The 24,543-nt window shown below is 44.6% G+C and carries 27 protein-coding genes, 1 other RNA gene and 1 riboswitch; of the genes, 2 read left to right on the forward strand and 26 right to left on the reverse strand.

All coding sequences use genetic code 11. The features are described 5' to 3' along the window. Positions 1 to 6: 6 nt before the first annotated feature. The 14 genes from BM271_RS09555 to BM271_RS09620 all read right to left on the reverse strand — a co-directional run bounded on the left by BM271_RS09555 (position 7) and on the right by BM271_RS09620 (position 11,020). Positions 7 to 648, reverse strand: coding sequence for a TadE/TadG family type IV pilus assembly protein (locus BM271_RS09555; RefSeq protein WP_143544933.1), 642 nt, complete (start codon positions 646 to 648; stop codon positions 7 to 9). Between the two features lie 5 nt (positions 649 to 653). After that, entirely contained in the window at positions 654 to 830 is a 177-nt protein-coding gene (locus BM271_RS09560; RefSeq protein WP_074924565.1) for a Flp1 family type IVb pilin, read from the reverse strand. A gap of 77 nt (positions 831 to 907) precedes the next feature. Beyond that, complete coding sequence (locus BM271_RS09565; RefSeq protein ID WP_046791415.1) at positions 908 to 1,741, reverse strand: type II secretion system F family protein; 834 nt, start codon at positions 1,739 to 1,741, stop codon at positions 908 to 910. Between the two features lie 45 nt (positions 1,742 to 1,786). Further along, positions 1,787 to 2,710: a type II secretion system F family protein gene (locus BM271_RS09570; protein WP_052749812.1), complete on the reverse strand. Its 924-nt coding sequence runs from the start codon at positions 2,708 to 2,710 to the stop codon at positions 1,787 to 1,789. Continuing rightward, a complete protein-coding gene (locus BM271_RS09575; RefSeq protein WP_082103632.1) occupies positions 2,710 to 4,038 on the reverse strand; it encodes a TadA family conjugal transfer-associated ATPase in 1,329 nt (442 codons plus the stop codon). Before BM271_RS09575 ends, BM271_RS09570 begins: the two co-directional genes overlap by 1 nt. Then, entirely contained in the window at positions 4,028 to 5,125 is a 1,098-nt protein-coding gene (locus tag BM271_RS09580) for an AAA family ATPase (RefSeq protein WP_046789444.1), read from the reverse strand. Before BM271_RS09580 ends, BM271_RS09575 begins: the two co-directional genes overlap by 11 nt. 867 nt (positions 5,126 to 5,992) lie before the next feature. Continuing rightward, positions 5,993 to 6,541: a DUF488 domain-containing protein gene (locus BM271_RS09585; RefSeq protein ID WP_046789443.1), complete on the reverse strand. Its 549-nt coding sequence runs from the start codon at positions 6,539 to 6,541 to the stop codon at positions 5,993 to 5,995. Between the two features lie 109 nt (positions 6,542 to 6,650). Beyond that, a complete protein-coding gene (locus BM271_RS09590; protein ID WP_046789442.1) occupies positions 6,651 to 7,508 on the reverse strand; it encodes a MetQ/NlpA family ABC transporter substrate-binding protein in 858 nt (285 codons plus the stop codon). A gap of 39 nt (positions 7,509 to 7,547) precedes the next feature. After that, positions 7,548 to 8,240: a methionine ABC transporter permease gene (locus tag BM271_RS09595; RefSeq protein ID WP_046789441.1), complete on the reverse strand. Its 693-nt coding sequence runs from the start codon at positions 8,238 to 8,240 to the stop codon at positions 7,548 to 7,550. Further along, positions 8,237 to 9,259 (reverse strand): methionine ABC transporter ATP-binding protein, encoded by a 1,023-nt coding sequence (locus BM271_RS09600; protein WP_046789440.1) that lies wholly within the window; start codon positions 9,257 to 9,259, stop codon positions 8,237 to 8,239. Before BM271_RS09600 ends, BM271_RS09595 begins: the two co-directional genes overlap by 4 nt. A gap of 74 nt (positions 9,260 to 9,333) precedes the next feature. Then, positions 9,334 to 9,432: riboswitch (SAM riboswitch) on the reverse strand. A gap of 42 nt (positions 9,433 to 9,474) precedes the next feature. Beyond that, complete coding sequence (locus tag BM271_RS09605) at positions 9,475 to 9,795, reverse strand: thioredoxin family protein (RefSeq protein WP_052749811.1); 321 nt, start codon at positions 9,793 to 9,795, stop codon at positions 9,475 to 9,477. Then, positions 9,743 to 10,153: a toprim domain-containing protein gene (locus BM271_RS09610; protein WP_046789439.1), complete on the reverse strand. Its 411-nt coding sequence runs from the start codon at positions 10,151 to 10,153 to the stop codon at positions 9,743 to 9,745. Before BM271_RS09610 ends, BM271_RS09605 begins: the two co-directional genes overlap by 53 nt. A 62-nt stretch (positions 10,154 to 10,215) precedes the next feature. Then, a complete protein-coding gene (gcvH, locus tag BM271_RS09615; RefSeq protein ID WP_046789438.1) occupies positions 10,216 to 10,596 on the reverse strand; it encodes a glycine cleavage system protein GcvH in 381 nt (126 codons plus the stop codon). 67 nt (positions 10,597 to 10,663) lie between these two features. Continuing rightward, complete coding sequence (locus BM271_RS09620; RefSeq protein ID WP_046789437.1) at positions 10,664 to 11,020, reverse strand: Spx/MgsR family RNA polymerase-binding regulatory protein; 357 nt, start codon at positions 11,018 to 11,020, stop codon at positions 10,664 to 10,666. A 154-nt stretch (positions 11,021 to 11,174) separates the two neighbouring features. Between BM271_RS09620 and BM271_RS09625 the strand changes: the two genes are divergently transcribed. After that, complete coding sequence (locus tag BM271_RS09625; protein ID WP_046791411.1) at positions 11,175 to 11,492, forward strand: thioredoxin family protein; 318 nt, start codon at positions 11,175 to 11,177, stop codon at positions 11,490 to 11,492. 73 nt (positions 11,493 to 11,565) lie between these two features. Here BM271_RS09625 and aroD read toward each other — a convergent pair whose 3' ends face one another. After that, positions 11,566 to 12,318: a type I 3-dehydroquinate dehydratase gene (gene aroD, locus BM271_RS09630; RefSeq protein ID WP_046789436.1), complete on the reverse strand. Its 753-nt coding sequence runs from the start codon at positions 12,316 to 12,318 to the stop codon at positions 11,566 to 11,568. A 141-nt stretch (positions 12,319 to 12,459) separates the two neighbouring features. Between aroD and BM271_RS09635 the strand changes: the two genes are divergently transcribed. Further along, complete coding sequence (locus BM271_RS09635) at positions 12,460 to 12,804, forward strand: DUF488 domain-containing protein (protein WP_046789435.1); 345 nt, start codon at positions 12,460 to 12,462, stop codon at positions 12,802 to 12,804. Positions 12,805 to 12,906: 102 nt separating this feature from the next. Here the strand turns inward: BM271_RS09635 and BM271_RS09640 are convergent, their stop codons facing one another. The 11 genes from BM271_RS09640 to gap all read right to left on the reverse strand — a co-directional run bounded on the left by BM271_RS09640 (position 12,907) and on the right by gap (position 24,512). Beyond that, a complete protein-coding gene (locus BM271_RS09640; protein WP_046789434.1) occupies positions 12,907 to 13,770 on the reverse strand; it encodes a cation diffusion facilitator family transporter in 864 nt (287 codons plus the stop codon). A gap of 162 nt (positions 13,771 to 13,932) precedes the next feature. Beyond that, positions 13,933 to 14,294, reverse strand: a transfer-messenger RNA (tmRNA) gene (gene ssrA, locus BM271_RS09645). A gap of 76 nt (positions 14,295 to 14,370) precedes the next feature. Next, a complete protein-coding gene (gene smpB, locus BM271_RS09650; RefSeq protein ID WP_046789433.1) occupies positions 14,371 to 14,835 on the reverse strand; it encodes an SsrA-binding protein SmpB in 465 nt (154 codons plus the stop codon). 6 nt (positions 14,836 to 14,841) lie between these two features. Continuing rightward, on the reverse strand, positions 14,842 to 17,163 hold the full coding sequence (gene rnr, locus BM271_RS09655; protein WP_046789432.1) for a ribonuclease R: 2,322 nt from the start codon (positions 17,161 to 17,163) through the stop codon (positions 14,842 to 14,844). 16 nt (positions 17,164 to 17,179) lie between these two features. Continuing rightward, complete coding sequence (locus BM271_RS09660; RefSeq protein WP_046789431.1) at positions 17,180 to 17,923, reverse strand: alpha/beta hydrolase; 744 nt, start codon at positions 17,921 to 17,923, stop codon at positions 17,180 to 17,182. Between the two features lie 92 nt (positions 17,924 to 18,015). Continuing rightward, complete coding sequence (gene secG, locus BM271_RS09665; RefSeq protein WP_046789430.1) at positions 18,016 to 18,246, reverse strand: preprotein translocase subunit SecG; 231 nt, start codon at positions 18,244 to 18,246, stop codon at positions 18,016 to 18,018. A gap of 286 nt (positions 18,247 to 18,532) precedes the next feature. Continuing rightward, positions 18,533 to 19,834 carry a phosphopyruvate hydratase gene (gene eno / locus BM271_RS09670; RefSeq protein WP_046789429.1) on the reverse strand — a complete coding sequence of 434 codons (1,302 nt, stop codon included), beginning with the start codon at positions 19,832 to 19,834 and terminating at the stop codon, positions 18,533 to 18,535. Between the two features lie 67 nt (positions 19,835 to 19,901). Continuing rightward, positions 19,902 to 21,428: a 2,3-bisphosphoglycerate-independent phosphoglycerate mutase gene (gene gpmI / locus BM271_RS09675; RefSeq protein ID WP_046789428.1), complete on the reverse strand. Its 1,527-nt coding sequence runs from the start codon at positions 21,426 to 21,428 to the stop codon at positions 19,902 to 19,904. Next, positions 21,425 to 22,180, reverse strand: a complete 756-nt coding sequence (gene tpiA / locus BM271_RS09680; protein ID WP_046789427.1) for a triose-phosphate isomerase — start codon at positions 22,178 to 22,180, stop codon at positions 21,425 to 21,427. The genes gpmI and tpiA overlap by 4 nt, the downstream gene beginning before the upstream one ends. A gap of 36 nt (positions 22,181 to 22,216) precedes the next feature. After that, positions 22,217 to 23,404: a phosphoglycerate kinase gene (locus tag BM271_RS09685; protein ID WP_046789426.1), complete on the reverse strand. Its 1,188-nt coding sequence runs from the start codon at positions 23,402 to 23,404 to the stop codon at positions 22,217 to 22,219. Positions 23,405 to 23,507: 103 nt separating this feature from the next. Next, positions 23,508 to 24,512, reverse strand: a complete 1,005-nt coding sequence (gap, locus tag BM271_RS09690; protein ID WP_046789425.1) for a type I glyceraldehyde-3-phosphate dehydrogenase — start codon at positions 24,510 to 24,512, stop codon at positions 23,508 to 23,510. Positions 24,513 to 24,543: the final 31 nt, after the last annotated feature.

The raw sequence follows: 24,543 nt of genomic DNA on the forward strand, positions 1-24,543 counted from the left end.
GGTGTTCTAACCTCCAACCCATTGCTCTACTGCTTCTGTAATACTCCCTGCGTCTTCAAGTGGTGTGAAACTCATCAGGAATTTCGCAAAGTTATAAGTCCGCACCATCTCTGTAGATTCGGTAATTATACTTGTTGACTCACCAGTTACATTCGAAACTCCCAGCAGATTTTTGAACATGTCAGGCATATAGAGTCCTGACTCGGTAGTGACCCTGATTTTCTTATAAATTAATATATTACCTCCGCCATCCGAAATTTCTATAGAAATCGGTCCGGCATAGTTATTGGTCACAACCGCTTTCTTGCTCTGGGATATTCCCCCGGATCCACCGCCAAAGCCGCCGATGCCCAAACTGTTAAAAAAATCACCGGCACCTTCACCGATCCTCCAGTAAAGCCCGTCACCGGCTTCATTCCCTGTGTACTGGCTGGTACTTTTAATTTCGCCGGTATACGTCTTATTGCTGTTATCATAATTGTAGGCAACCAGATTTGATGATTGGTATGCCACATAATTTGTCATGCCTGCCTGAAAAACAATGATGCATAAGAATACTGTCATGAGGACAAAGACCATGACAAAAGGGAAAACAAGGGTAGCTTCCATAGTCATGCTGCCTCTTTCCCCTTTTAAGAACTTCTTCAATTAAATCACCCGCCGAATGTTCCAAGGTTTCCTTCGATGGCATCAAATAGACTGTTAGCCCATGATTCAATTCTTCCTTTGAATAAAATCGCAATCCCGATCAGAACCGCCAGAATCAATAATACCTCAACTACTTCCAAACCTTCCTCATCGTTCCAAAAATCCAGCCAAAACTGTGTCATAATATCTCTCCTCATTAATTTTAAATTTATATATAAAGCAAGTGATCTTGCGTTATATCAAAGTGATAACTCTCAAACTAAAAATTGAACATCGTAATCGCCGGGTAAATAATTACGAGCAATACTGCTGCAAAAACAAAAATCATCGGGAAAATCAGTTTTGATGAAGCCTCTTCCCCTTTAATTCTCGTCAGAGTTTTGCGTTTATCCCACAGTGATTTTGATAAATCTTTCAGGGATTCCGCTAATTGCTTACCGCCCTTACGATAATTCATCATTATCGTTGTTGTTAAAACTGAAACTTCCTGTATACCACACCGTTGACTGAAATCTTTCATAGCATCTTGAAATGATGAATTTGATTGAAGTTTGTTCATAGCTTCATTCAATTCATAATACAATGGTGAATCATATATCCTGTTTATGTTTTGCTGTACCGATTTATTTATTGCACCTTGAACCGTTTCTCCTGCATTCACCAGAAGTATAAGCTTATTAGTGAATTCTGGAAGCTCAAGAAGTATTGATTCTTTTCTTTTCTTAACTTTCGTGTCCAGCTCTTTCATTTGTGCATAAACCAGGATTACAGTCATGAACACACAAAATATTGGCAATGTGTAATCACCGGCTTCAACGGACACAAATGCTGCAAATGTAACCAGCGCACATATTGTAAAAACAGTGACTATTTTCGCAAGATGAATCCTGGTAAAAATCTGACTCAGCCTGGAACCCCGCAAAATGATCATCTTCTGATGCACCGGTGCTACAATTGTAGGAAATCTTCTATACAAGTCCAGTTTATCCACCAGAAAAAGTGAATATGGTGCAAGAACAGGCAAAAGTATGTTGCTTCTATACGTCTCTATAAACGTTCTATAATTCTTTTTTTGAAGCACTGCTGTAATCAATATACAGGTCACGAGTATTAAAATTATCATTTCCATTCTTATTACCTACATTTCGATTTTCATCAGTTTCTGACTTATTACCATACTCAGGATTGTGCATCCAAGAACAACTGTCATAACAATAGGCCCCGGAGTGCCGAATTCATAAAGAGGTCTCACGAAATCTCCTGAAGTGTATTTCAGGAATGCAATCATTCCGAGCGGCATTACTGCAATGATCCTTGATTCGAATTTTTTTTGTGATACAAGCACTTTGATATCCTGTTGGATTTCGATTTTTTCATTGATGATATCCACAGTCCTTTTGATGACGTCCACCAGGTTACCACCACTGCGCTTGCAGGTTATGAATACATCGGAAAAATTCTTTATGTCTTCTACATCAGATCGTTTTGCAAAATCATCAAACGCTCTTTCGATACTTTCACCATTCTCTACACGTCTGTTGATAATCGAGAATTCTTTGATGATATAAGTCTCCTCGTTAGGATATAAGAGCTTTAAGTCCTTCAATGCATCCCTGAAAGCATTTTCGATTGATTGTCCCGCCGCCAGTGATGAAGATAGAGAAGCAGCCGCTTCTTTGAACTGAAGTGACAGTATGTTTTTCCGCTTCTCCTTCAATTGTTTTTTCCTTATCCTTGGTGCAAAAAGAGCGATGAGACCAAGAAAAAGTGAAATGATCAAATTATCATAAAAAAGCTCACCAACCAGCATGATGATCAAAAATACAACTATTACTGCGGATATGATTTCTCCGAAACTCATTTTATAGTCCCCGTAATCAATCAGTTGATTATCGGATGAACTCCGTGAGTTTATGGCTGCAATGGAGCGTCTTCTACGCTCTTCTTCACGCTTCAGATGTTTTTTCTTCTTTTTTAAATCAGTGTTGGTAATCCGTTTATAAACTATGCCAAATACAGCAAGCACAATGATTACAAGACCGAAAACCTGAAACAGATCCATCACATCACTTCCGTTTCTTCATCTCTCTGACCATAAATTCCTGCAATATCATGCTTACCTGATATTTCAAGCTTCATAGTAGATTGAAGTTTGTTTCCGGTTGGTACGAGGTCTCCCACGATTTTACCTTCTTTGTCCTCTGCTTCTTCTTTGAAGATGAACAGTGGGTTCAATTGTATTTCACCATTTTCAAATCCGGTGATTTCAGAAATCTCTACAACTTTTCTGGAGTGGTCTCTGAATCTTGATAAATGCACCATTATGTCGATAGCTGATGTTATTTGCTTCCTGATGACATCGATCGGCAGGTCAGCACCGCTCAATACCATCGTTTCTATTCTGCTGAGCATATCAGTCACTGAATTGGCGTGGCCGGTGGATAAAGAACCGTCGTGACCAGTATTCATAGCTTGAAGCATATCCAGCGCCTCTGCGCCCCTGACTTCCCCTACAATGACCCGTGAAGGTCTCATTCTCAGAGAGGTCCGTATCAAATCTCTTATAGTTATTTCACCTTCACCCTGAGTATTGGCATTTCTTGTTTCGAGACTTATAAGGTTTGGAATACTTTTCAGCTGCAGCTCAGCCGAGTCTTCTATAGTTAGTATCCGTTCACTTTTAGGTATGAAGTTCGACAGGACATTCAGGAACGTTGTTTTACCGGAGCCTGTCCCTCCACCTATGAAAATATTGTATTTAGCTTCAACCAGATGTTTTAGGAATTGTGATACTTCTTTATTGAGAGCTTTGAATCTTATGAGGTCATCTATTGTTAAGGCATGTTCGGGGAACTTACGAATTGTCATTGCTGCGCCTTTCAGAGCGACTGGAGGCAGCACCACATTGACCCTTGAGCCATCTTCCAGTCTCGCGTCCACTATCGGAGTTGATTCGTTTACCACTCTGTTGACTTTGGAAACAATAGCCTGTATTGTATCCTCCAGCTTTTGCTGGGATTCGAACCTTACATCCGACTTGAATACTTCACCATGCTTTTCGACAAATATCTCCAAGTAGTTGTTCACCATTATTTCCGTAATGTCCTTATCATCCAACAGAGGCTGCAATACTCCTAAACCACGGAATGAATTATACATACGCTCAACAATTACGCTCATTTGCCTGGAACTTATTTGGTATTGTTTGGCATAAGTGATGACAAATTCTTCGATATACTGCCGCAATTCATCATTCGAAACAGAATACATAAAGTCCAATACATCTCTCAACTTATCTGTGAGGTGATCGACTATGGCATCATCACTGTCCTGCTCCTCAAATTTATAATTGGCAATCTCTTCAATATTGCTGTTTTCTTTATTTTTCATCGGATACCTCCATGGCCAGAGATATCCTGCTCAATGATTTCAGGAGCTCACTGCCGATTTCACTGTCTTCCAGAACTTTTTCTTTTTCGTTATAATTCAGCCATTCAGGATTGAACTTGATTTTCGATTCAATATTGAAGTTATATTCGCCATTATCTGCAAATAGATTCTCACCGAATTTATTTACGATATAATGGATTTTTTTATTGTCTATCTCCTGCTGCAGCCCATCCATTTCCATAATTGCTTTTGTTTTCATGAAACTGGTCTCATTAGATTCAAGTATCCAGAAAATCTCATTGCTCAAACGGAGGATTTCAGAATTTATTTCGCACAGCCTGGAATCCATATCGATAATCAGGAAATCATACTCGTTCAAAGAAGTAATCGTTTTAACCAGATTCTCGATATCTAATGTGTTAAGGGAATCTATCTCATCAAAATTTATATTGACAGGGAAAAAATCTATACCCGTAGCTGCATCAGTATCTTTTAATTTATGGAATTTGGACAGCAGTCTATATGGATTATCTTTAAGGAAATAGAAAATTTCAGAGCTTTTCGGTTTGTCGGATTCAAGGTAGGAAGAAGCTGAAAGCATCTGTTCCAGAGAAAGGTAGAATACTTTCTGGGAATGCTTCGACAACACCTTGCCGAGCATCAGAGAAAGCAAAGTTTTTCCTGTACCTCCATTGCCGCTGGCAAACGCAATCGTGCTTGTATTCCGTTCATTTTTTGATTCCAGCAGACGTCCGTCATTGTCGTAATAATACATCAACAAAGTTTCTACAATATTATCAAATGGCTGATATTTGAAGATTTCCTCTTCGAAGCCCTGTTTATTTTCTGTCAATAATACAACCCTGTCGAATACCTTCTCCATATTTTGCAATTCCTCATCCGTTGGATAAAGTTCAGAAAGCAGAATATTATGGTTTGAATTTTTAACCGACTCATTCATTTTGTTGAAATCATGGAATATTTCAACCAGCAGTTTATTATTATATTCATTGTCCATTAAGTATGATTCGAATAAATTTATGTATTCAGTGTCATTGGATACCAATACTACTTTAATTTTCTGCATAACAGTCCCGCCAATCGAAAGAAATAAATACTGAAGATTATTTTTCAGCCACTTAAATTTAAAAGGATAAGTATTAAAATTTAAACAATGATAGTTGTTTATTATAAGTAAGTTAGTTTACTTGATGAAATTAATCTGACTAAAAAATCATAAACTAAAGATACACATCAACCTCCTAATTGTCAAAATGCTGTCAATAATTTTGGAGGAAATCAGTATAAATATTGTCTTGGATTAAAGATAGATTGTGAAAAAATTAATTATATATTATTATAATGGAAATTTTACTACATATTAATTTTTATATACATTTCACATATAACTTCTGGAAAAGCTTTTATAAAGGCTTTTTTGTTATATATCACTTCATAATTAAGTAAAATTTTAAAATTTAAGCTAATGAATTCTTTTGGTTCTTTATCAGCAAATTCGAGTATTTACAGTAAGTTCATCAAAAATATTTTTTAGGATAATTTTACACCAATCAGGATGTATATGCATATGTAATCTAAAAACACCTGTTTTATATGCTTGCCGCATTTTAAATAGCTTCTGGTGAAATCTTATATAAGATGGTAATCATTTTATATCATTGCTGTAATTCAAAAGAATAAAATGCAGTAAAGATCAGTAATGAGCGGGTGTCTTCGTTCTAAAAAGTTATTTATCGAGAGGGATTTCAAACCATATTTCACCCTCACAACAGGTTATTTTATAAATGTATATTATAGAGTCTCTCCACAATGTTTCCCAGGTTTACTTAGTGATAGCCCAACTCCAATTAAATGGCATGATTTTTCACCGCATTAAAAAGAACCCACGGCCAGTCCAGACCGAAGGGTTATCCTTCTTTTCAAGTATTGTCTTTTACAGTTTCGGATACACGACCGCACCGGTCTCTTCTATGATCGGCATGGCCCCCCATCTGCCGAGTTCGTGTTCCATCAATTCGGTTTCATCCTCTGAATCTTCGATGATATGCTCTACGTCCCAGCCATCCGCCTTAAGCTTGTTGCTGATGATCATCCGGTGGCATCTGGCAGGATGGCGTTCTGAGCATAGGTAGGCGACGTTCCTCTCCTCCGCTTCCCTTTTCAGCTCATCCAGCCCTTCTTTGAATTCATCAGTCAATGTATAGTCCGCATAGTTATGGAAAGAGCGGTTTCTCCAGCCGGCATTCAGTTCATCGCCCACAAGCCTCGACTGATTGCGTCTGCCGCCAAGCAATGGGAAATGCCTGTAGGCAATGCCCGCTTCGTCGAGCCACTCCTCCATGTTCTCTTTTTTGAATTGAGGATGTTTGCGGCTGGCCGGGAATGCCCGGACGTCTGCGACAAACTGGATTTCTGCATACTTAAGCATTTCCAATAATCTCTCTTTTGAATGGACTGAATGTCCGATAGTGAATATTCTCATATGTCTCTGCTCCCTTGCGTGGCTGCTTATTACATTATTCCTCTATCCGTGCTTCCTAAACTTCCAAAAAAATATCCCGACAGTCGGCTGACCATCGGGATACGGGTTTTTATTCTGCCGGGATAACTGCACCCTCATAGTTTTCTTCGATGAACTGCTTGATTTCATCGCCCTGGAGCACTTCCATCAGTTTCTGGATGTCTTCACGATCCTCATCACCTTCGCGTACAGCCACAAGGTTGGCATATGGTGATTCGCTGTCCTCAAGCGCAATTGAATCTTCCTGTGGATTCAATCCGCCGTCGAGTGCGAAGTTGGAGTTGATGATGACTGCCGGTGCTTCATTGTTTTCATACATCTGAACGAGCATTTCCGGTGCTGTCTCATTATTGAATTCAAGGTTTTTCGGATTTTCAGTAATGTCGTCGAATGTCGCATCCTCGATGTCGATGCCTTCCTCTATTTCAATGAGGCCCGCATTCACGAAGAATGACAGGAAGCGGCCTTCTTCTGCCGGGTTGTTTGATACGAGAATCGTTGAACCTTCAGGAATGTCTTCCAGGGAATCATAATCCTGTGAATAAACGGCCATCGGTTCGATATGTACGTTCCCTGCACTTGCGAGTTCGTAGCCGTGTGATTCTGATTCCGTCTTAAGATAAGGTGTGTGCTGGAAGAAGTTCGCATCGACTTCTTCATCCGCGAGCAGACGGTTTGGCGTTGTATAGTCATTGACGATTGAAATATCGAGCTCTATGCCTTCCTCTTCAAGAAGCGCAGCTGCCTCTTCCAGAATTTCAGCATGCGGTGACGGGGAAGCTGCAATTTTCAGCGTGCCGTCCTCCTGCGCGTTTTCTGCATTTTCTCCGCCTTCTTCAGCTGATTCCTCTTCTGAACCACCGCTTCCGCATGCAGCCAGAATGACGGCAAACAGTGACATAGTAAGCAGTAATAAGAACTTCTTCATAAAACATACCCTCTTCCTTAATTGTTTTTTATATGGAGACTACCGTTTATCCACAGCTTTGGAGAAGAAATCCCCCGCAATCTGTATGATAAAGACGATAATCAGTATTACTATCGTTGCAACCAGTGTGACGTCACTCTGGTTTCTTGTGAAACCGACCATGTATGCAAGGTTACCCAGTCCGCCTGCACCGATGACACCGGCGATTGCGGTTGAACCGACGAGCATGATCGCCGTGACTGTGATGCCTGAAATGAGTGCCGGCATGGATTCCGGAAGCAGCACTTTCCAGATGATGGTCCATGTACCTGCGCCCATGGATTCCGCCGCTTCAATGACACCTTTGTCGATTTCCTTCAGTCCGATTTCCACCAGCCTGGCATAGAACGGTGCCGATCCGATTATCAGTGCGGGTATTGCACCGTTCGGCCCCATGATGGTGCCCATCAGCACTTTCGTGAATGGAATCAGCAGGATGATCAGTATGATGAACGGAATCGCCCTGAACAGGTTTACAAGAAAGGCCGTGACACCGTAGACGGGCTTGCTGGCTTTGACTTCGCTTTTCGAGGCCAGAAAGAGTATGATTCCCAAAATGATACCGAATATGAAGGTGAATGCTGTGGCGACGACTGTCATATACAGCGTTTCATATGTCGCTTCCCATACCGCGTCCCACTTTACGTTTTCAAAAGAGAACATGGTTGTGAGTTCTTTGATCATTTCATTCATTTGTCTTCCACCTCCACTGTAACGTCGTGGTCGGAAAGTTCCGTTTTCAGACGTTCAAGCGTATCGTCGTCCACATCGATTGCCACATACAGATGTCCGTATGATTCATTGTTCGTCCGCTTGATGTTGCCGGACAGTATATTCAGGTCCAGATCATATTTTTTAACGACCTGGGAAACGATGGGCGCTTTCGACTGTGAACCGACGAACCCGAATTTAAGTATTTGTGATGTCGGGAACAGTTCCCTGACCTCATCGAAGGAAAGTGCTGTCTCTTCGTCATTGATATCATCTTTAACGAAGCGTTTCGTCACGCTGTGCTCCGGATTCTGGAACAGTTTCAATACCGGGCCGGTTTCAACGATCCTGCCGTTCTCCATCACCGCCCCGCGGTCGCAGATTTTACGTATGACATGCATTTCATGGGTGATCAGAACGATTGTCAAGTTCATCTCATCCCGGATCTTCACCAGCAGATCCAGGACCTCGTCAGTCGTTTCGGGATCCAGTGCGCTTGTTGCTTCATCGCACAGAAGGACTTTCGGTTCATTGGACAGTGCCCGCGCAATGCCCACACGCTGCTTCTGTCCGCCGGAGAGCTGGCTCGGATAGTTGTCTTCACGGCCGGTGAGGCCGACGAGTTCAACCAGTTCCTGCACTCTTTTCTGCCTCTCTTTCTTCGGGACTCCTGCGATTTCAAGCGGGAAGCTGATGTTTTCAGCAACCGTACGGGACCAGAGCAGGTTGAAATGCTGGAATATCATGGAGACTTTCTGGCGTTTCTTCCGCAGGTCCGGTTTGGACATTTTGCTGATTACATCTTCTCCAATCACCACATCGCCGGAAGAAGGCAGCTCGAGGCCGTTCAATAGTCTGATCAGCGTCGATTTACCTGCACCGGAATAGCCGATGACACCAAATATTTCACCCTGGGTGACATTCATACTGACGTCATCGACAGCCTGGATATCAGAACTTTTTGTTTTGAATATTTTTGTGACATTCCTTATATCAATCATGCGTAATCATCCTGACTTCATAAAAATAAAAGCCTGCTCAGATAATGAGCAGGCTGCTGGATTTCATTCCGAGCTTCTCATCTTTGACCTTTTGATCAGTGAATTGGCACCTTGTCCAAAGACGGTTGCCGTGGTTTCACAGGGCACTATCCCTCCACCACTCTTGATAAGAGTATTTCTTTATTAGATTGTTAATAATATTATCATTTTAAAACCTATCGGTCAACCATAAATTCCTCTATCACTTCCGAAAGGTAAGTGACCGACTGGAACGCGTATACTTCCCTGACCAGCTCGCCGCGGCTGAAAAACAGCAGGGCGGGGGCGGATCTGATCTGATATTTTTCAATCAGATCTTTATGGAAATTCAGGTTGATGGAAGTATAATCGAACCCTTTCATTTCCGAAACGATGCCGAGCATGCGTTCAGCTATTGTACAGTTTGCACATATTGGTGCGTATCCATACAATATGAATTTATCTTCAGACTGGATATGACTGGTAATATCCAGGGAGCTTATCTCTTCTTTCATCATTACCAAACTTACCTTTCATAATGAGGCTCGTATCAACGTAGAATTCGTGTCTCATCAGCAGATTTGCCAGATAGTCCCTCGGACAGCGGCCGACTTCCCCGAATTTAGGATCGATATAGATATGCGTGCTTTCACTGAGATGTTTTTTGAACCACTTTCTGATTTTCCGGCCTTCTTTATCCGCATCGGATAAGATATAAATATCAGAACCGTTAAGCTGGTCGAGAATTTCATCCAGTTTGGAGATTCCCATCGTACCATGGGTGCAGATGATCTGTACAGGTTCTATCAATACTTCTTCGATTCTTCGCTTATCAGTTTTACCTTCAACTATGAGCACTTTATCGGAAAAATACATATTTATCACCCTTGGTATTATATTTTCAAAAAAACTCCAGACAGTGTCCAGAGTTCATCAGTTTATGCATCCACCATTTCATCATATGCGTCTGCATCCATAAGGCTATCTAATTGTGATTCATCTGACAACTCAATGACAACCATCCAGGCGCCTTCGTACGGAGATTCGTTGACAAGCTCAGGGCTGTCTTCGAGCTCTTCGTTGATTTCCACTACTGTACCGCTCAAAGGTGCATAAAGCTCAGAGACCGTCTTAACGGATTCCACACTGCCGAATGACTCACCTTTAGTAATTTCATCGCCTTCTGAAGGGAGTTCAACGAAAACGATGTCGCCCAGTTCAGACTGTGCGAATTCAGTGATCCCGAGTCTTACTTTGCCATCTTCCTGTTTCACCCATTCATGATCTTCTGAGTACTTCAAATCTTTTGGTGTTGACACGATAATAACCTCCTTTGACTTTACAACTATATAATCTCATAGTTCACACTATTTAAGCAAGGTAAATCTAACCGAGGAAAGCCTTTTGCCAATCGTCGGCCTTGAAACCGAGAAGCACCTGCTGCCCATCGTATGCAAGCGGCCGTCTGATCAGCATGCCGTCCCCCGAGAGCGTTTCGATCTTCTCCTCATCCGACATGGCTGAAAGCCGGTTTTTAAGGTCCAACTCCTTGAAGTTCTTACCGCGCTTATTGAAGAAATCATCAATCTCCCTGTCTGACTTGGAAATGATTTCCTTCAATGTTTCTTCGGATGGCGGAACTTTCACCATGTCATGCGCCTGAAATTCAACGTCGTTCTCCTCAAGGAATTTACGGCCTTTGCGGCAGGTTGTGCATTTAGGGTATTCGTAAAGTGTAATCATCAAATATCCTCCAGATTTAGTGTTACCTATAATATACCTTTATATGTACATGTAATGCAAACACAGAAATACAAGCCGGCTATTTTATATAAAGATGAAAAGATGATAGAATATGTTTAATCATGATAAGCAAAAGGAGCTATTTGATATGGCAATGGAACCAATCACTGAATATGAAGATTTTAAAGCAAAGACACAGAGTGATGATAAGATCATCGTCAAATTTTTCGCAGGATGGTGCCCGGACTGTACAGCGATGAACATGTTCATCGATCCGATCATGGAAGAATACAACACCGTTGACTGGTACGAGCTGAACCGTGATGATATTCCGGAAGCGGCAGAGGAAAATGACGTAATGGGAATTCCAAGCCTGCTCGTCTTCCAAAACGGGGAGAAGTTGGCGCACCTGCATTCCGCAAATGCGAAAACACCGGAATCGGTCACTGAATTCCTGAAAGAGAATGTCTGATATTGAACGATTTAAAACACCCGCGGCCTCTCATCGGCTGCGGGTTTTTCATTTTCATGGAAACCGGGTGTACTCAGCGGTCTTCCTCGAATATGTTCAAATACTCTTTCAGTATACCTGCACCAATCTGACCCGGCGCCGCCTGATTGACCAGATGGCCGTAAGTCATGCATGAACCGAATACTCCGCCGGCCACCCGTGTGATCTTGCCGGTCTCACCCATGGAAATACCGACGACCTGGCAGTTGAATTTCCGGCGTGCATCATGCACTGCACTCAGTACACTCAGAACATCCCGTCCGCCCGCCGGCTGGTAGGCGAGCTTCAGGATGTCACCGCCGCGCTCGTACATATTTTCATAAGTCGCCATCATTTCTTCAAAATGCGGTGTGTCCCGGAAATCATGCTGACTGAGTAATACCGCAACCCCTTTCTCTTTCGCCTCATCAATCAGCTGGTTCACGATATCCTCATACATGAAGAACTCGATATCTACGATATCAATATCACAATTCCCAATCGCATGGCTCACCAGACTTTGGTATTCAGCTGCCGATTTCGTTCCGCTCCCGCCCTCGCCGTTGGTACGGTAAGTATATATGATCGGGCAGTCTGCCATTTCCTCAATGATATTGTCGACAAGTCTGAAATGGTCTTCATGATTCATCGCATCAAAGGAATCACTTCTGATTTCAACTATATCAAATTTATCATTGTTCTTCTTCGCTTCCTCAATTTCCGCCTGTACCTCCTCGGCAGAATGACCTGTAAAGGAGACCACAACTTTTGGCTGACCTTCGCCAATGGTTACATTTTTAATCTTCATATTAAGCGCCTCCATTTTTCCTGTTTATTTATATACATTATAGAATGTAAGCGTAAATTTCAATCGAATCATTACGGATATGCACCGATTCATTGTTTGTTTCTTTTTATTATAGGGCATATTCATAACGAGGTGAATAAAATGCTTAAAATCAAAAGAGTCTATGATGATGAATCCCAGCAGGACGGAAAGAGGTATCTGGTAGACGGCGTCTGGCCGAGAGGTGTGAAAAAAGAAGATCTGAATCACGACGAGTGGTACAAGGAACTCTCCCCTTCATCTGATCTGCGCAAATGGTTCGATCACGATGCTGATAAATGGGATGAGTTCAGGAAGAAATATTTCAAGGAACTTGATGCGCATAAAGAACTGTTGAAAGAAATCAAAAAAGACAGTGACGGGCACAATGTGACACTGCTTTATGGCGCAAAAGATGAAAAGCACAACCAGGCGGTTGCCATCAAAGAGTATATAGAGAAGATGTAGGACCTGTTCATCCGGAACCGTCGGGGTTCCGGATTTTTCATGGGCTTTTATTTACCATATGGATGTTTCCATGTAAAAAAGGCAGGTGCCGGCACCTGCCTTTCAGTCTTCCTCATAGGGTTCGGGATGTACATAAGAGGAATAGACCCCTTCTTCACTCAAAGATTTTTCAACCTGATCGCAAATGTCATGTGCCTCATCAAGTGTGATGGTCTTATCCACAAAAATCGTGACATCGAGGAACACACTGTCACCGTGATATCTGCCTTTGACTGAAGAGACGCCTTTTACGCCGTCCACTCTCATGACGTCATTGACATAGAATTCCAGATCCTTCTCATGGAAGCCGTCACTTAATGTGAAAATCGCTTCCCTGCATATTTTAAAACCGGTGTAGACGATCAGCAGGCCGAGGATAACGGCCAGTATCGGGTCGGCGATGGGGAAGCCGATCTGGGTGAAAATCAGTCCGAACCCTGTGCCGAAACTGACCAGACCGTCGGATAGATTGTCCACTGCCGCGGACTTCAGAGAGCTGCTCTTCGTCTTTTTAGCCAGGCTGTTATTATAGAAATAGACCATCAGCATGATAAATCCGCTGATGAAGCTGATCCACAGGGTCAATGGATTGGGTGTTGTATAATCGCCCTCCGTCAATTTTGGGAAATTATCCATTATGACCTGCAGTCCGACGAACATGATGATGAACGATACGAGCAGTGTCGAAATGTTCTCCGACTTCATATGTCCGTACGGATGATTTTTATCCGCCGGCTTCAATGATATCTTCAGGCCGACCAGTACTGCGATGGATACCAGTATATCCGTCATGTTATTGAAAGCATCCGCCCTGAGGGCTGCAGAATTGAACTGAACACCCGCTGTGAACTTGGCTATTGAAAGGATGATATATGTGATCAGGCTCAGGTAGGCTCCCTTTTGAGCACGTTTCAGGTTACTCTCCATGTTTTTACCTCCGGCATTAATGAAACGCTATTATAACTTAATGGATGGTCAGAATGCGATTTGAAAACAAAAATCATCAATTGGATGTATCATCATCTGCATCTGTCGTCATTGTAAAAGAAAAAAAATAAAAATGCCTAACCGCTCGGGTTAAGCATTATCTAATGGAGACGGCGGGAGTCGAACCCGCGTCCAGAGACCTTGATACATTTTTTTCTACGTGCGTAGTCCATATTTGGAATTCGCATGGCTGACGGTAATGGACGAACCACATACCATGCTAGTCTGATTGGTCTCTTCATCCAGTCTGCAGACGGAAGACTGGATGCGTAACCTGCTAAAGTTGAATCATCCGGTCAGGTCGCACAGGTAACGACAAGGGATGATGCAGAGCGCTATTACGCAGCTACTGCGAAGTTGTTTTGTTTGCCAGTTATTATAAACTGAGTATCGTTTTTGCGGAGCCGATACCTCCGGCACGCTTAAAATGCCCAAACAGCCCCTGTCGAATCCGGAACGTCCCCGGATTTATAAGGGTTACACCTCAATTGGCGTAATAACTATTATAGCAGAAAACAGCTTCAAAATCAAGCTGCCCCTCTACTGCATCCGGTCTTTGATTGCCCGGTCGATGTCCCGTTTCATCTGTTTCTGCTTCAGCGATTCACGCTTGTCATATTTCTTCTTACCTTTTGCGACACCGAGCAGCACTTTACAGAATCCGTTCTTTATATAGAGCTTCAGCGGAATAAGTGCATATCCCGTCTCTTTGGAGATGCCGTACAACTTGTCGATCTGCTTCCTTTTGAGAAGAAGCTTCCGTGTCCTGAGTGGATCGTGATTGAACCGGTTGCCCTCCTCATAAGGAGCGATGTGCATGTTATACACATACATCTCCCCTCTGTATACACGGGCATAGGCATCCTTTAAGTTGGCGGAACCGCGCCGGATCGATTTGATTTCTGTCCCTTTCAATTCAATCCCGGCTTCCACCGTCTCTTCTATAGTGTAATCATGGCTTGCCTTTCTATTTTGAGCAAGCGGTTTGTCATGTGTTTTTTTCATTGCCCATTACTTCTTTCCTTTGCGTTTTTTTGCCGCGTGCTTCGCACCTTTGTAAAATGGTTTTTTATTACTTTTCCCTTTATCAAAGTGCTTTTTGCTGTCCTGTTTTGAACCTTTCCCTTTTCCCTCGGATTTGGTTTTGGCTTTGATTTCCACAGGACGGTCGCGTCTCTGTCTCGGTGCCCGTTCCGGCATTCCCACTACTTTGAAATCGATCAGTTTTTCGGCCAGATTGACATCCTTCACTTCAATCTCGACCGGATCACCGATACGGTATACTTTTCCTGTCCGGTCTCCGATAATTGCAAGATGTCTTTCATGATACTGGTAGTGGTCATCTGTCATATTCGACACGTGGACCAGCCCTTCAATCGTATTCGGGAGTTCCACGAACATACCGAAGTTCATCACGCCGGATATGACACCTTCAAATGTCTCCCCTATATGCTCAAGCATATATTCCGCTTTTTTCAGATCATCCGTGTCGCGCTCCGCATCCTGGGCACGGCGTTCTCTGTCGGACGTATGTTCCGCTGCATCCGGCAGGAATTCAGCCATCTTATCCACTGTTTTTCTGTCCGTCCTGCCCTCGATCAGATATTTTCTGATCAGACGGTGGACGATCAGGTCAGGGTAACGTCTGATCGGTGAAGTGAAATGTGTATAGAATTCAGCGGAGAGGCCGAAGTGCCCGAGGTTCTCTTCCGAATAGCGTGCCTGCTGCATGGAACGGAGCATCAATGTGCTGATGACCATTTCCTCCGGCCGGCCTTCCACTTCTTCGATGATTTCCTGCAATGCCCTCGGATGAATTTCATTGCCCTTACCTTTCACAACGATGCCGAAGTTCGTTATGAACTCGAAGAACTGTCTGAGTTTCTCCTCTTTCGGATCTTCGTGGACACGGTACAGGAACGGCACTTCCATCCAATGGAAATGCTCGGCAACCGTTTCGTTGGCAGCAAGCATGAATTCCTCAATCATTTTCTCGCCGACGGAGCGTGTTCTGAGAACGATGTCACTTGCCGAGCCATCCTCATTGACCAGCACCTGCGCTTCGTTGAAATCGAAATCGATCGCACCACGCGCTTCTCTCCTGTTTCTGAGAATCTGCGCAAGGTCTTCAGCATCCTGAAGCATCGGGTAAACATCACTGAATTCACTGATCAGCGCCTGATCCCCGTCCACCAGAATTTTATTGACGGCGTCATAGGTCATTCTACGGTCGGAATGGATGACACTCTGGAAAACATCATGACTGACGACTTTTCCACTGGAGTCGATTTCCATGCGACAGCTCATCGTCAGACGGTCTACATCCGGGTTCAGCGAGCATATACCGTTAGACAGGCGGTGCGGAATCATCGGAATGACCCGGTCGACCAGATACACACTCGTCGCACGGTCATACGCTTCCATATCCAGCGCAGAATCCTCTTTGACATAATAACTGACATCGGCAATGCTGACTGTAAGCTCATGGTTACCGTTGCCGAGCTTCTTCACCGCTACGGCGTCATCGAGATCTTTGGCATCCGCACCGTCGATGGTGATTGTGAACTCGTCACGCAGATCCGTGCGCCCTTCGAGTTCCGCCGGTTCAATCGTTTCAGGCACATGCTCTGCTTCTTTGAGCACTTCTTCCGGAAATTCGATTTCGATACCATGCTGGAATATGATTGAAAGGATATCCACACCCGGATCATTCTTGTGTCCGAGAATCTGTATGACATGCCCTTCCGGGTTATCTTCCCCTTCACGGTACTTCGTGATTTCCACGAGGACTTTGTGTCCGTCCACGGCACCGAGATTCTGGTTTTTGGGAATAAAGATATCATCGATGATCTTTTTCGAGTCCGGCACAACAAAGCCGAAGTTTTTGCTCGGTTTATATTCACCGACAACACGTGTAATTCCACGTGTCAGTATGCTGGAAACCGAGCCTTCCTGTTTATCACTGTCGTCTCCGGCCCTTGTCGATTTGTGTACTTCCACGAGGACGGTATCACCATCCAGTGCACCATTGATTTCGTTGGGCGGAATGAAAACATCTTCGAGCTCCGAGTCTTCGGGACGGAGGAACCCGAATCCCCGTTTGTGCATCGAGAGCTTCCCTTTTACAAGGTTCGTTTCACTTGTCTTCATATACTTGTCTTTCTTCGTTCTGAATACTTCCCCGGTTTCCTCAAGGGAAACCATGTCTTTGACCATTTCCTTGAAGTCATCCGAATCATATGCAGAAAGCTCTTTTTGGAAATCATCCATCGTCATCGGTTTATAATCGCCCGATTGAATGATTTCCAGTATTTTTTCTCTGTAGCTACCCATGGAAACGCCTCCTGTCTTAGTTCCAGTCCAACTGGTTAATAAAATGATGCAGGTCTTCGAATAATTCCTTCTTCTCCACATCTATTGTCAATACGTGGCCCGATTCAGGGTACCACTTCAATTTTTTCTCATCTTCGTCCGTTGAAGTTTCATCATAGATGATGTTTGCAGAATCCGGGTTGATCATCTCATCCTTTTCAGATTGTGCGACGAAAATCGGATCGAACACATCATCAAGTTTACCGTTTACAAGACTGATCATATCACGGATTTCATCCAGCATGCCAGTCGGTTCAAAGCGGGACATCTCACGCTCTATCGTCTCCGCTCCCTTACCTTCCATTTCCTTGAAACCACGGGCGTATTCCAGCACCCCTTCATACATCGTCTCACGGTCTTTCAGATACATCGGACTGCATATTGTGGACACGCCAATCACGTCCCGTTCAGCCGCCAGGCGAAGCGCATACACACCGCCGAGAGAAAGACCCGCAACGAAGATTTTTTCATATCCTTTTTCCTTCAGGAAATCATAGGCTTCAAGCACCTGGGACCACCATACATGGGGGCTTGACTGCAGAAGATTTTCAGGTGGTTCGGCATGCCCCTCATAATGCGGCGCATAGGAGGTGATCCCCTGTTTTTGAAGGTAACGGCCAAGCTGTCTGACATCCGATGAATTCCCGGTGAATCCATGGAGCAGAAGCACAGCTTTTTCTCCCTCTTCAAAGAAAAATGGTTTTGGCAATTGTATCTTCATAGTTATACCCTACTTTCACTTCATTAATTTCATTGTACGTTAAATTTCCCACTTATAAAATAAAAACCCCCTATTGCTAGGGGGTGGATCTATCAGCCTAAATATGTCAGCAGCAGCATGATCATGAAGAACAGAAGCGAAAGGATAACTGTCGCCCTGTGGAGCACAAGATCCATGCCACGCGCTTTTTGTTTACCGAATAATTGCTCTGCACCGCCACCGATTGCACCTGAGAGGCCGGCGCTTTTCCCTGACTGTAGCAATACCACTGCAATTAAAGATATACAAACGATAATCAGTAGCACAACAAGAAGTGTTTGCATGTGGTAATCCCTCCATAAATATTAACACTAAGAATATTAACAGATTTAGAGTATATTTGCAAACGGATTCGGGGAAGCGCGGACACCCGGCCTTAAGGGAACCGTGGGATTCCGCGAAGGACAGATAATCCCTTTGATGGACGTCGTGATATCCGCGAAGGACAGATAACCCCTTTGCTGGACGTCGCGATATCCGCGAAGGACAGATAACCCCTTTGCTGGACGTCGTGAACTTTATTCCCATAAAAAAGGCACACCCGGGAGGTGTGCCTGATCTAAAAGCTGCTTACTTCTCATCCAGGTTGTAGAAGGAAGAAAGTCCGTCGTATTTTGCTGTTTCGAAGAGTTCGTCTTCGATGCGGAGCAGCTGGTTGTATTTTGCAACGCGGTCCGTACGGGATGGCGCACCTGTTTTGATCTGACCGGCATTGACTGCAACTGCGATGTCTGCAATTGTCGTATCCTCTGTTTCACCTGAACGGTGTGAGATGACTGCAGTGTAGCCTGCGCGTTTTGCCATTTCGATTGCTTCGAATGTTTCTGTCAGTGTACCGATCTGGTTCACTTTGATCAGGATGGAGTTGCCGACACCTTCTTCGATTGCATGTGCAAGTTTCGCAGTATTTGTAACGAACAGGTCGTCACCTACAAGCTGCACTTTTGAACCGAGTTTTTCTGTAAGGAGTCTTGTACCTTCCCAGTCGTTTTCATCGAGTCCGTCTTCGATTGAAATGATTGGGTATTTTTCGATCATTTCTGCATACCAGTTGACCATTTCTTCTGAAGAATAGGATTTGCCTTCGCCTTTAAGTTCGTATTTGTCGGTATCTTTATCATAGAACTCACTGGAAGCTGCGTCCATAGCCAGACGGATCTGTTCACCCGGTTTGTAGCCTGCTTTTTCTACAGCTTCAATGATCGTGGACAGGGCTTCTTCGTTGGAACCAAGGTTCGGAGCGAATCCGCCTTCGTCACCCACACCAGTATTATAGCCTTTTTCGTTCAGGACTTTTTTAAGGTTATGGAAGATTTCAGCACCCATGCGGAGTGCTTCCTTGAATGATTCCGCACCTACAGGCATGATCATGAACTCCTGGATATCAACGTTGTTGTCAGCATGCTCTCCGCCGTTGATGATATTCATCATCGGTACAGGAAGCTGAACTGCATTGAATCCGCCGAGATATTTGTAAAGCGGCATGCCGAGGAAATCTGCAGCAGCTTTCGCCACAGCCATTGATACGCCGAGGATTGCATTGGCACCAAGTTCACCTTTGTTGTCTGTTCCGTCAAGTGCAATCATCATCTTGTCGATGGAAACCTGCTCGAGTACGCTGAAATCGCCGTCCACCAGTTCCGGTCCGATTTTTTCGTTGACATTTTCAACAGCTTTTTCTACGCCTTTACCCAGGTAGCGTGTATCGTCTCCGTCGCGGAGTTCCACTGCTTCGTATTCACCAGTGGAAGCACCGGATGGTACCAGTGCGCGCCCGAAAGCACCGCTTTCTGTTAAAACTTCTACTTCGATTGTCGGATTCCCGCGGGAGTCAAGTACTTCACGTGCATAAACATCTGTAATTAATGGCATATCCAGATCTCCTTTTAATTGGTTTTATAATTTTATTATCCGGGATTAATAAAGATATTACAAACTTTTATCTGATCAGGCTTTCGCCCGTCATTTCCTCAGGTTTTTCAACACCCATCAAGTCGAGGAGTGTCGGTGCAAGGTCGGCGAGTTTTCCGCCGTCTCTCACATCAGCACCCTCTTTTGTCACAATGACCGGTACCGGGTTCGTCGTATGTGCAGTCATCGGATCACCGTCCATTGACGTCACTTCATCGGAGTTGCCGTGATCGGCCGTAATGATTGCCGTACCGCCCTGTGCGATGATTTCATCGACGATCGGCCCGAGACACTCATCGACCGCCTCGATTGCCTTGACGGTCGGTTCAAGCTTGCCGCTGTGGCCGACCATATCCGGGTTGGCGAAGTTCAGGAGGATGAGATCGAGATCCTTTTTGGAGAGCTCTTCCATACATCTGTCCCGCACTTCATATGCGCTCATTTCCGGTTTCAGGTCATAAGTCGGCACTTTCGGCGAATCAATAAGCGCTCTGCGTTCACCGTCAAACTCTTTATGGCGCCCGCCGCTCATGAAATAGGTCACGTGCGGATATTTTTCAGTTTCGGCAATACGCAGCTGCTTTTTACCTGCTTTTGCCGCCACTTCACCAATCGTGTTGACGATATCCTCTTTTTCGAATACAACATCAGCCCGCACATTGTCACTGTACTTGGTGAATGTAACGAACTTCAGATCGCTGTATTTCTTATCGATTTCAAATCCCATGAATTCCTCGTTCGTGTAGACTTCTGACAGCTGGGCTGCGCGGTCCGGACGGAAGTTGTAGAAGATCACCGCATCATTGTTCATTACACCGTGGTCGTAATCATCATCGTGTCCGAACACGACAAACGGCTTGACGAACTCATCAGAGATGCCTTCATCATAGCTCGCCTGTATACCTTCTTCCGCCGTTTTAAAGCGGGTGCCGACGCCGTTGGAAATCGTTTGATACGCCGCTTCCTGACGGTCCCATCTCTGGTCGCGGTCCATAGCGTAGTAACGCCCGCTCACAGTCGCAAATTCACCGATGCCGATTTCTGCAAACCTTTTTTCAGATTCTTTCACGTAATTGAGGGCGGATTCCTGATTCACGTCACGGCCGTCAAGGAAAGCATGGACATAGACGTTTTTCAGCCCTTTTTCTTTGGCCATTTTAAGAATCGCAAACATATGCTCATAATGGGAATGAACGCCGCCGTCACTGAGCAGCCCCATGACATGGAGTGCACTGTCGTTGGCATTTACATGATCCATTGCATTAAGCAATGTGTCGTTCTCAAAGAAATCACCGTCTTCAATGGATTTATTGATGCGTGTCAGACTTTGATAGACTACCCGTCCGGCACCAATGTTGAGGTGGCCGACTTCTGAGTTGCCCATCTGTCCTTCAGGCAGTCCAACGTCTAGGCCGCATGCTGAGAGTTCATTATGCGGATATTTATTGAAGAAGCGGTCAAAGTTCGGCTTGTCGGCGGCTTTGACAGCATTCCCTTTCACTTCATCCCTGTTGGCAAAGCCGTCAAGGATGATCAGTCCTACCGGTCCAGTCATTTTTTAGCACCTTCAAGCAATGCAGTGAAGGATTCCGGCTCGAGGGACGCACCGCCGACAAGTGCACCGTCGATATGTTCCTGCGCCATGTATTCTTCAATATTGGCCGGTTTGACAGAACCGCCGTACTGGATGCGGATTGCCTCAGATGTCTCTTCATCATAGAGGGATGCAACCGTATTACGGATGACACCGCACATTTCATTCGCATCATCACTTGTTGCAGATTTGCCCGTACCGATCGCCCAGATCGGCTCATAAGCAATCACTGACGTCTTTACCTGATCGGGAGAAAGACCGTCCAATGCTTTCGTCACCTGATCTTTGACTCGGGACTCGGCCTCACCGCCTTCGCGTTCTTCATCTGTCTCGCCGCAGCAGATGATCGGTACGAGACCTTTTGCATGCAGTGCATGTGCTTTTTTATTAACCGTTTCATCTGTTTCAGCGAAATGTTCGCGACGCTCGGAGTGGCCGACAATGACATAGGCCACACCCAGGTCTTCAAGCATTGCAGGAGAAACTTCCCCTGTGAATGCACCGCTGTCTTCAAAGTGGCTGTTCTCGGCACCGATGCCGAGCTCTGAATCCTTCGTTTTGGCAACGAGTGACGGCAGATGGATGAATGGAGCACAGATTGCACTTTCCACTTCATCTTTCTTTGGCAGACTGCCGAGCGCATCAATAAATGCATCACCTTCTGAAACTGTTTTGTTCATCTTCCAGTTACCTGCTATAAATGGCGTTCTCATATACATCCTCCTAGTATCATTTGATTTCTCTTGTTACTATTTGTCGTCTATGACAGTCAGACCTGGCAGTTCTTTGCCTTCAAGATATTCCAGTGAAGCACCGCCGCCTGTTGAAATATGGGAGAAGTCATCCGCGTAGCCAAGATCCATTGCCGCTGCTGCAGAATCTCCACCGCCGATGATCGTTGTCGCATCTTCCAGTTCTGCGATTGCTTTGCATACACCGATCGTTCCTTTGGCGAACGCTTCCATTTCGAAGACACCCATCGGTCCGTTCCAGACGACAGTTTTTGCGCCGTCAAGCACTTCCTTGAATCTCTTGATGCTGCCCTCTCCGATATCCAGACACTCCTTGTCCGCCGGGATTTCGTCAACTGAAACCGTCTCATGGGCTGCATCTTCCGCGAAATCATCTGCTGCGACAACGTCGACAGGCAGAACAATTTTGTCCCCGGCTTTCTCAAGCAGTGAGCCGGCGAGCTCCACTTTGTCTTCCTCCAGCAGTGACTTGCCGATTTCTTTACCCTGGGATTTCAGGAAAGTATAGGCCATGCCGCCGCCGATGATGACTTTGTCCGCTTTGGACAGGACATTTTCAATGACCCCGATCTTATCAGAAACTTTTGCACCGCCGAGAATCGCCACAAACGGACGTTCAGGTGCATCGATTGCACCGCCGACGAAATCAATCTCTTTCTGCATAAGATACCCGGATACTGTTTCAATGTTAGAACCGACACCGACATTGGATGCATGGCTGCGATGCGCTGTGCCGAATGCATCATTTACGAAAATATCGCCGAGGGAGGCCCAGTATCTGCCCAGTTCTTCATCGTTGCCGCTTTCTTTTTTGCCGTCAAGATCTTCGAACCGTGTATTTTCGAACAACAGGATTTCCCCGTCTTTGAGCGCGTCGACCGCCTGTTCCAGCTCTTCACCTCTTGTGTGAGGGACGAACACCACTTCTTTGCCCAATTTTTCAGAGAGACTTTCAGCAACAGGCTGAAGTGTCAGTTCTTTCTTGTCTTCTTCTGATTTCACTTTTCCGAGGTGGGAGAATAAAATGACACGTCCCCCCTGGTCAAGTACATATTCAATCGTTGGGAGCGCCTGAACAATGCGGTTGTCATTCGTGATGGTCCCATCTGACATCGGGACATTGAGGTCTGCGCGAAGCAGTACTTTTTTGCCCTTTAGTTCTACATCTTCTACAGTTTTTTTCATCGCCTTGCCTCCTATACTTTTATTCCATTCCATTATACCCATTGTTCAAATTTAAATAAAATAAAAACGGGCGGTTCCCCCGCCCGTTCTGAATTAAAAAGAATTATTTGCTCGTCACCATGTGATGAAGGGTTCTTACAAGCTGGGAAGTGTAGGACATTTCGTTATCGTACCATGCAACTGCACGTACAAGCTGTTTGCCGTCTACATCCATCACACGTGTCTGAGTTGCATCAAACAGTGAACCTTGTGTAATACCGATGATGTCTGCGGAGACAATCTCATCTTCGTTATATCCGAATGAAGGGTTATTCGCAGCTTTCATCGCTTCATTCACTTCATCCACTGTTACGTTTTTATCAAGAACAGCTGTCACTTCAGTAAGTGAACCAGTTGCTACCGGTACACGCTGAGCACCACCGTCAAGTTTACCGTCAAGCTCAGGGATTACCTGTCCGATTGCTTTAGCTGCACCTGTTGAGTTTGGAACGATGTTCATCGCTGCAGCACGTGCACGGCGGTAGTCGCCTTTCGGATGTGGTGCATCCAATGTGTTCTGATCGCCAGTGTAAGCGTGGATTGTCGTCATAAGACCGTGATTCAGTCCGAATTTGTCATTCAGTACTTTCACTACAGGAGCCAGACAGTTTGTTGTACATGAAGCTGCTGACACAATTTCTTCTGAACCATCAAGTACATCTTCGTTCACACCGAATACGATTGTTTTCATATTGCCTTTACCAGGTGCTGAAACAAGTACTTTTTTAGCGCCTGCTTCGATGTGTTTTCTTGCGCCTTCCTCATCTGTGAAGAAACCTGTACATTCGAGCACGATGTCGATATCGAGGTCTCCCCATGGAAGTTGTGCAGGGTCTTTCTGGTTGAAAGATTTTACTTCCTGTCCGTTAATTTTGAAGCCGCCTTCGATCTGCTCGAGCTCGCCTTCAAAACGACCTTGAGTTGTATCGTATTTCATGAGGTGGGCGAGAAAATCATCGTCAGTCAGGTCGTTTACTGCTACCACTTGAATGTCGTCATAATTCTGAATCACTCTTGCTGCCAGTCTTCCGATACGTCCAAATCCATTAATTGCTACTCTTACCATAATATATGGCCTCCTTGATATATAGATAAACTGT

It is taken from the genome of Salinicoccus halodurans (genome assembly GCF_900114445.1).
Lineage (GTDB): Bacteria > Bacillota > Bacilli > Staphylococcales > Salinicoccaceae > Salinicoccus > Salinicoccus halodurans.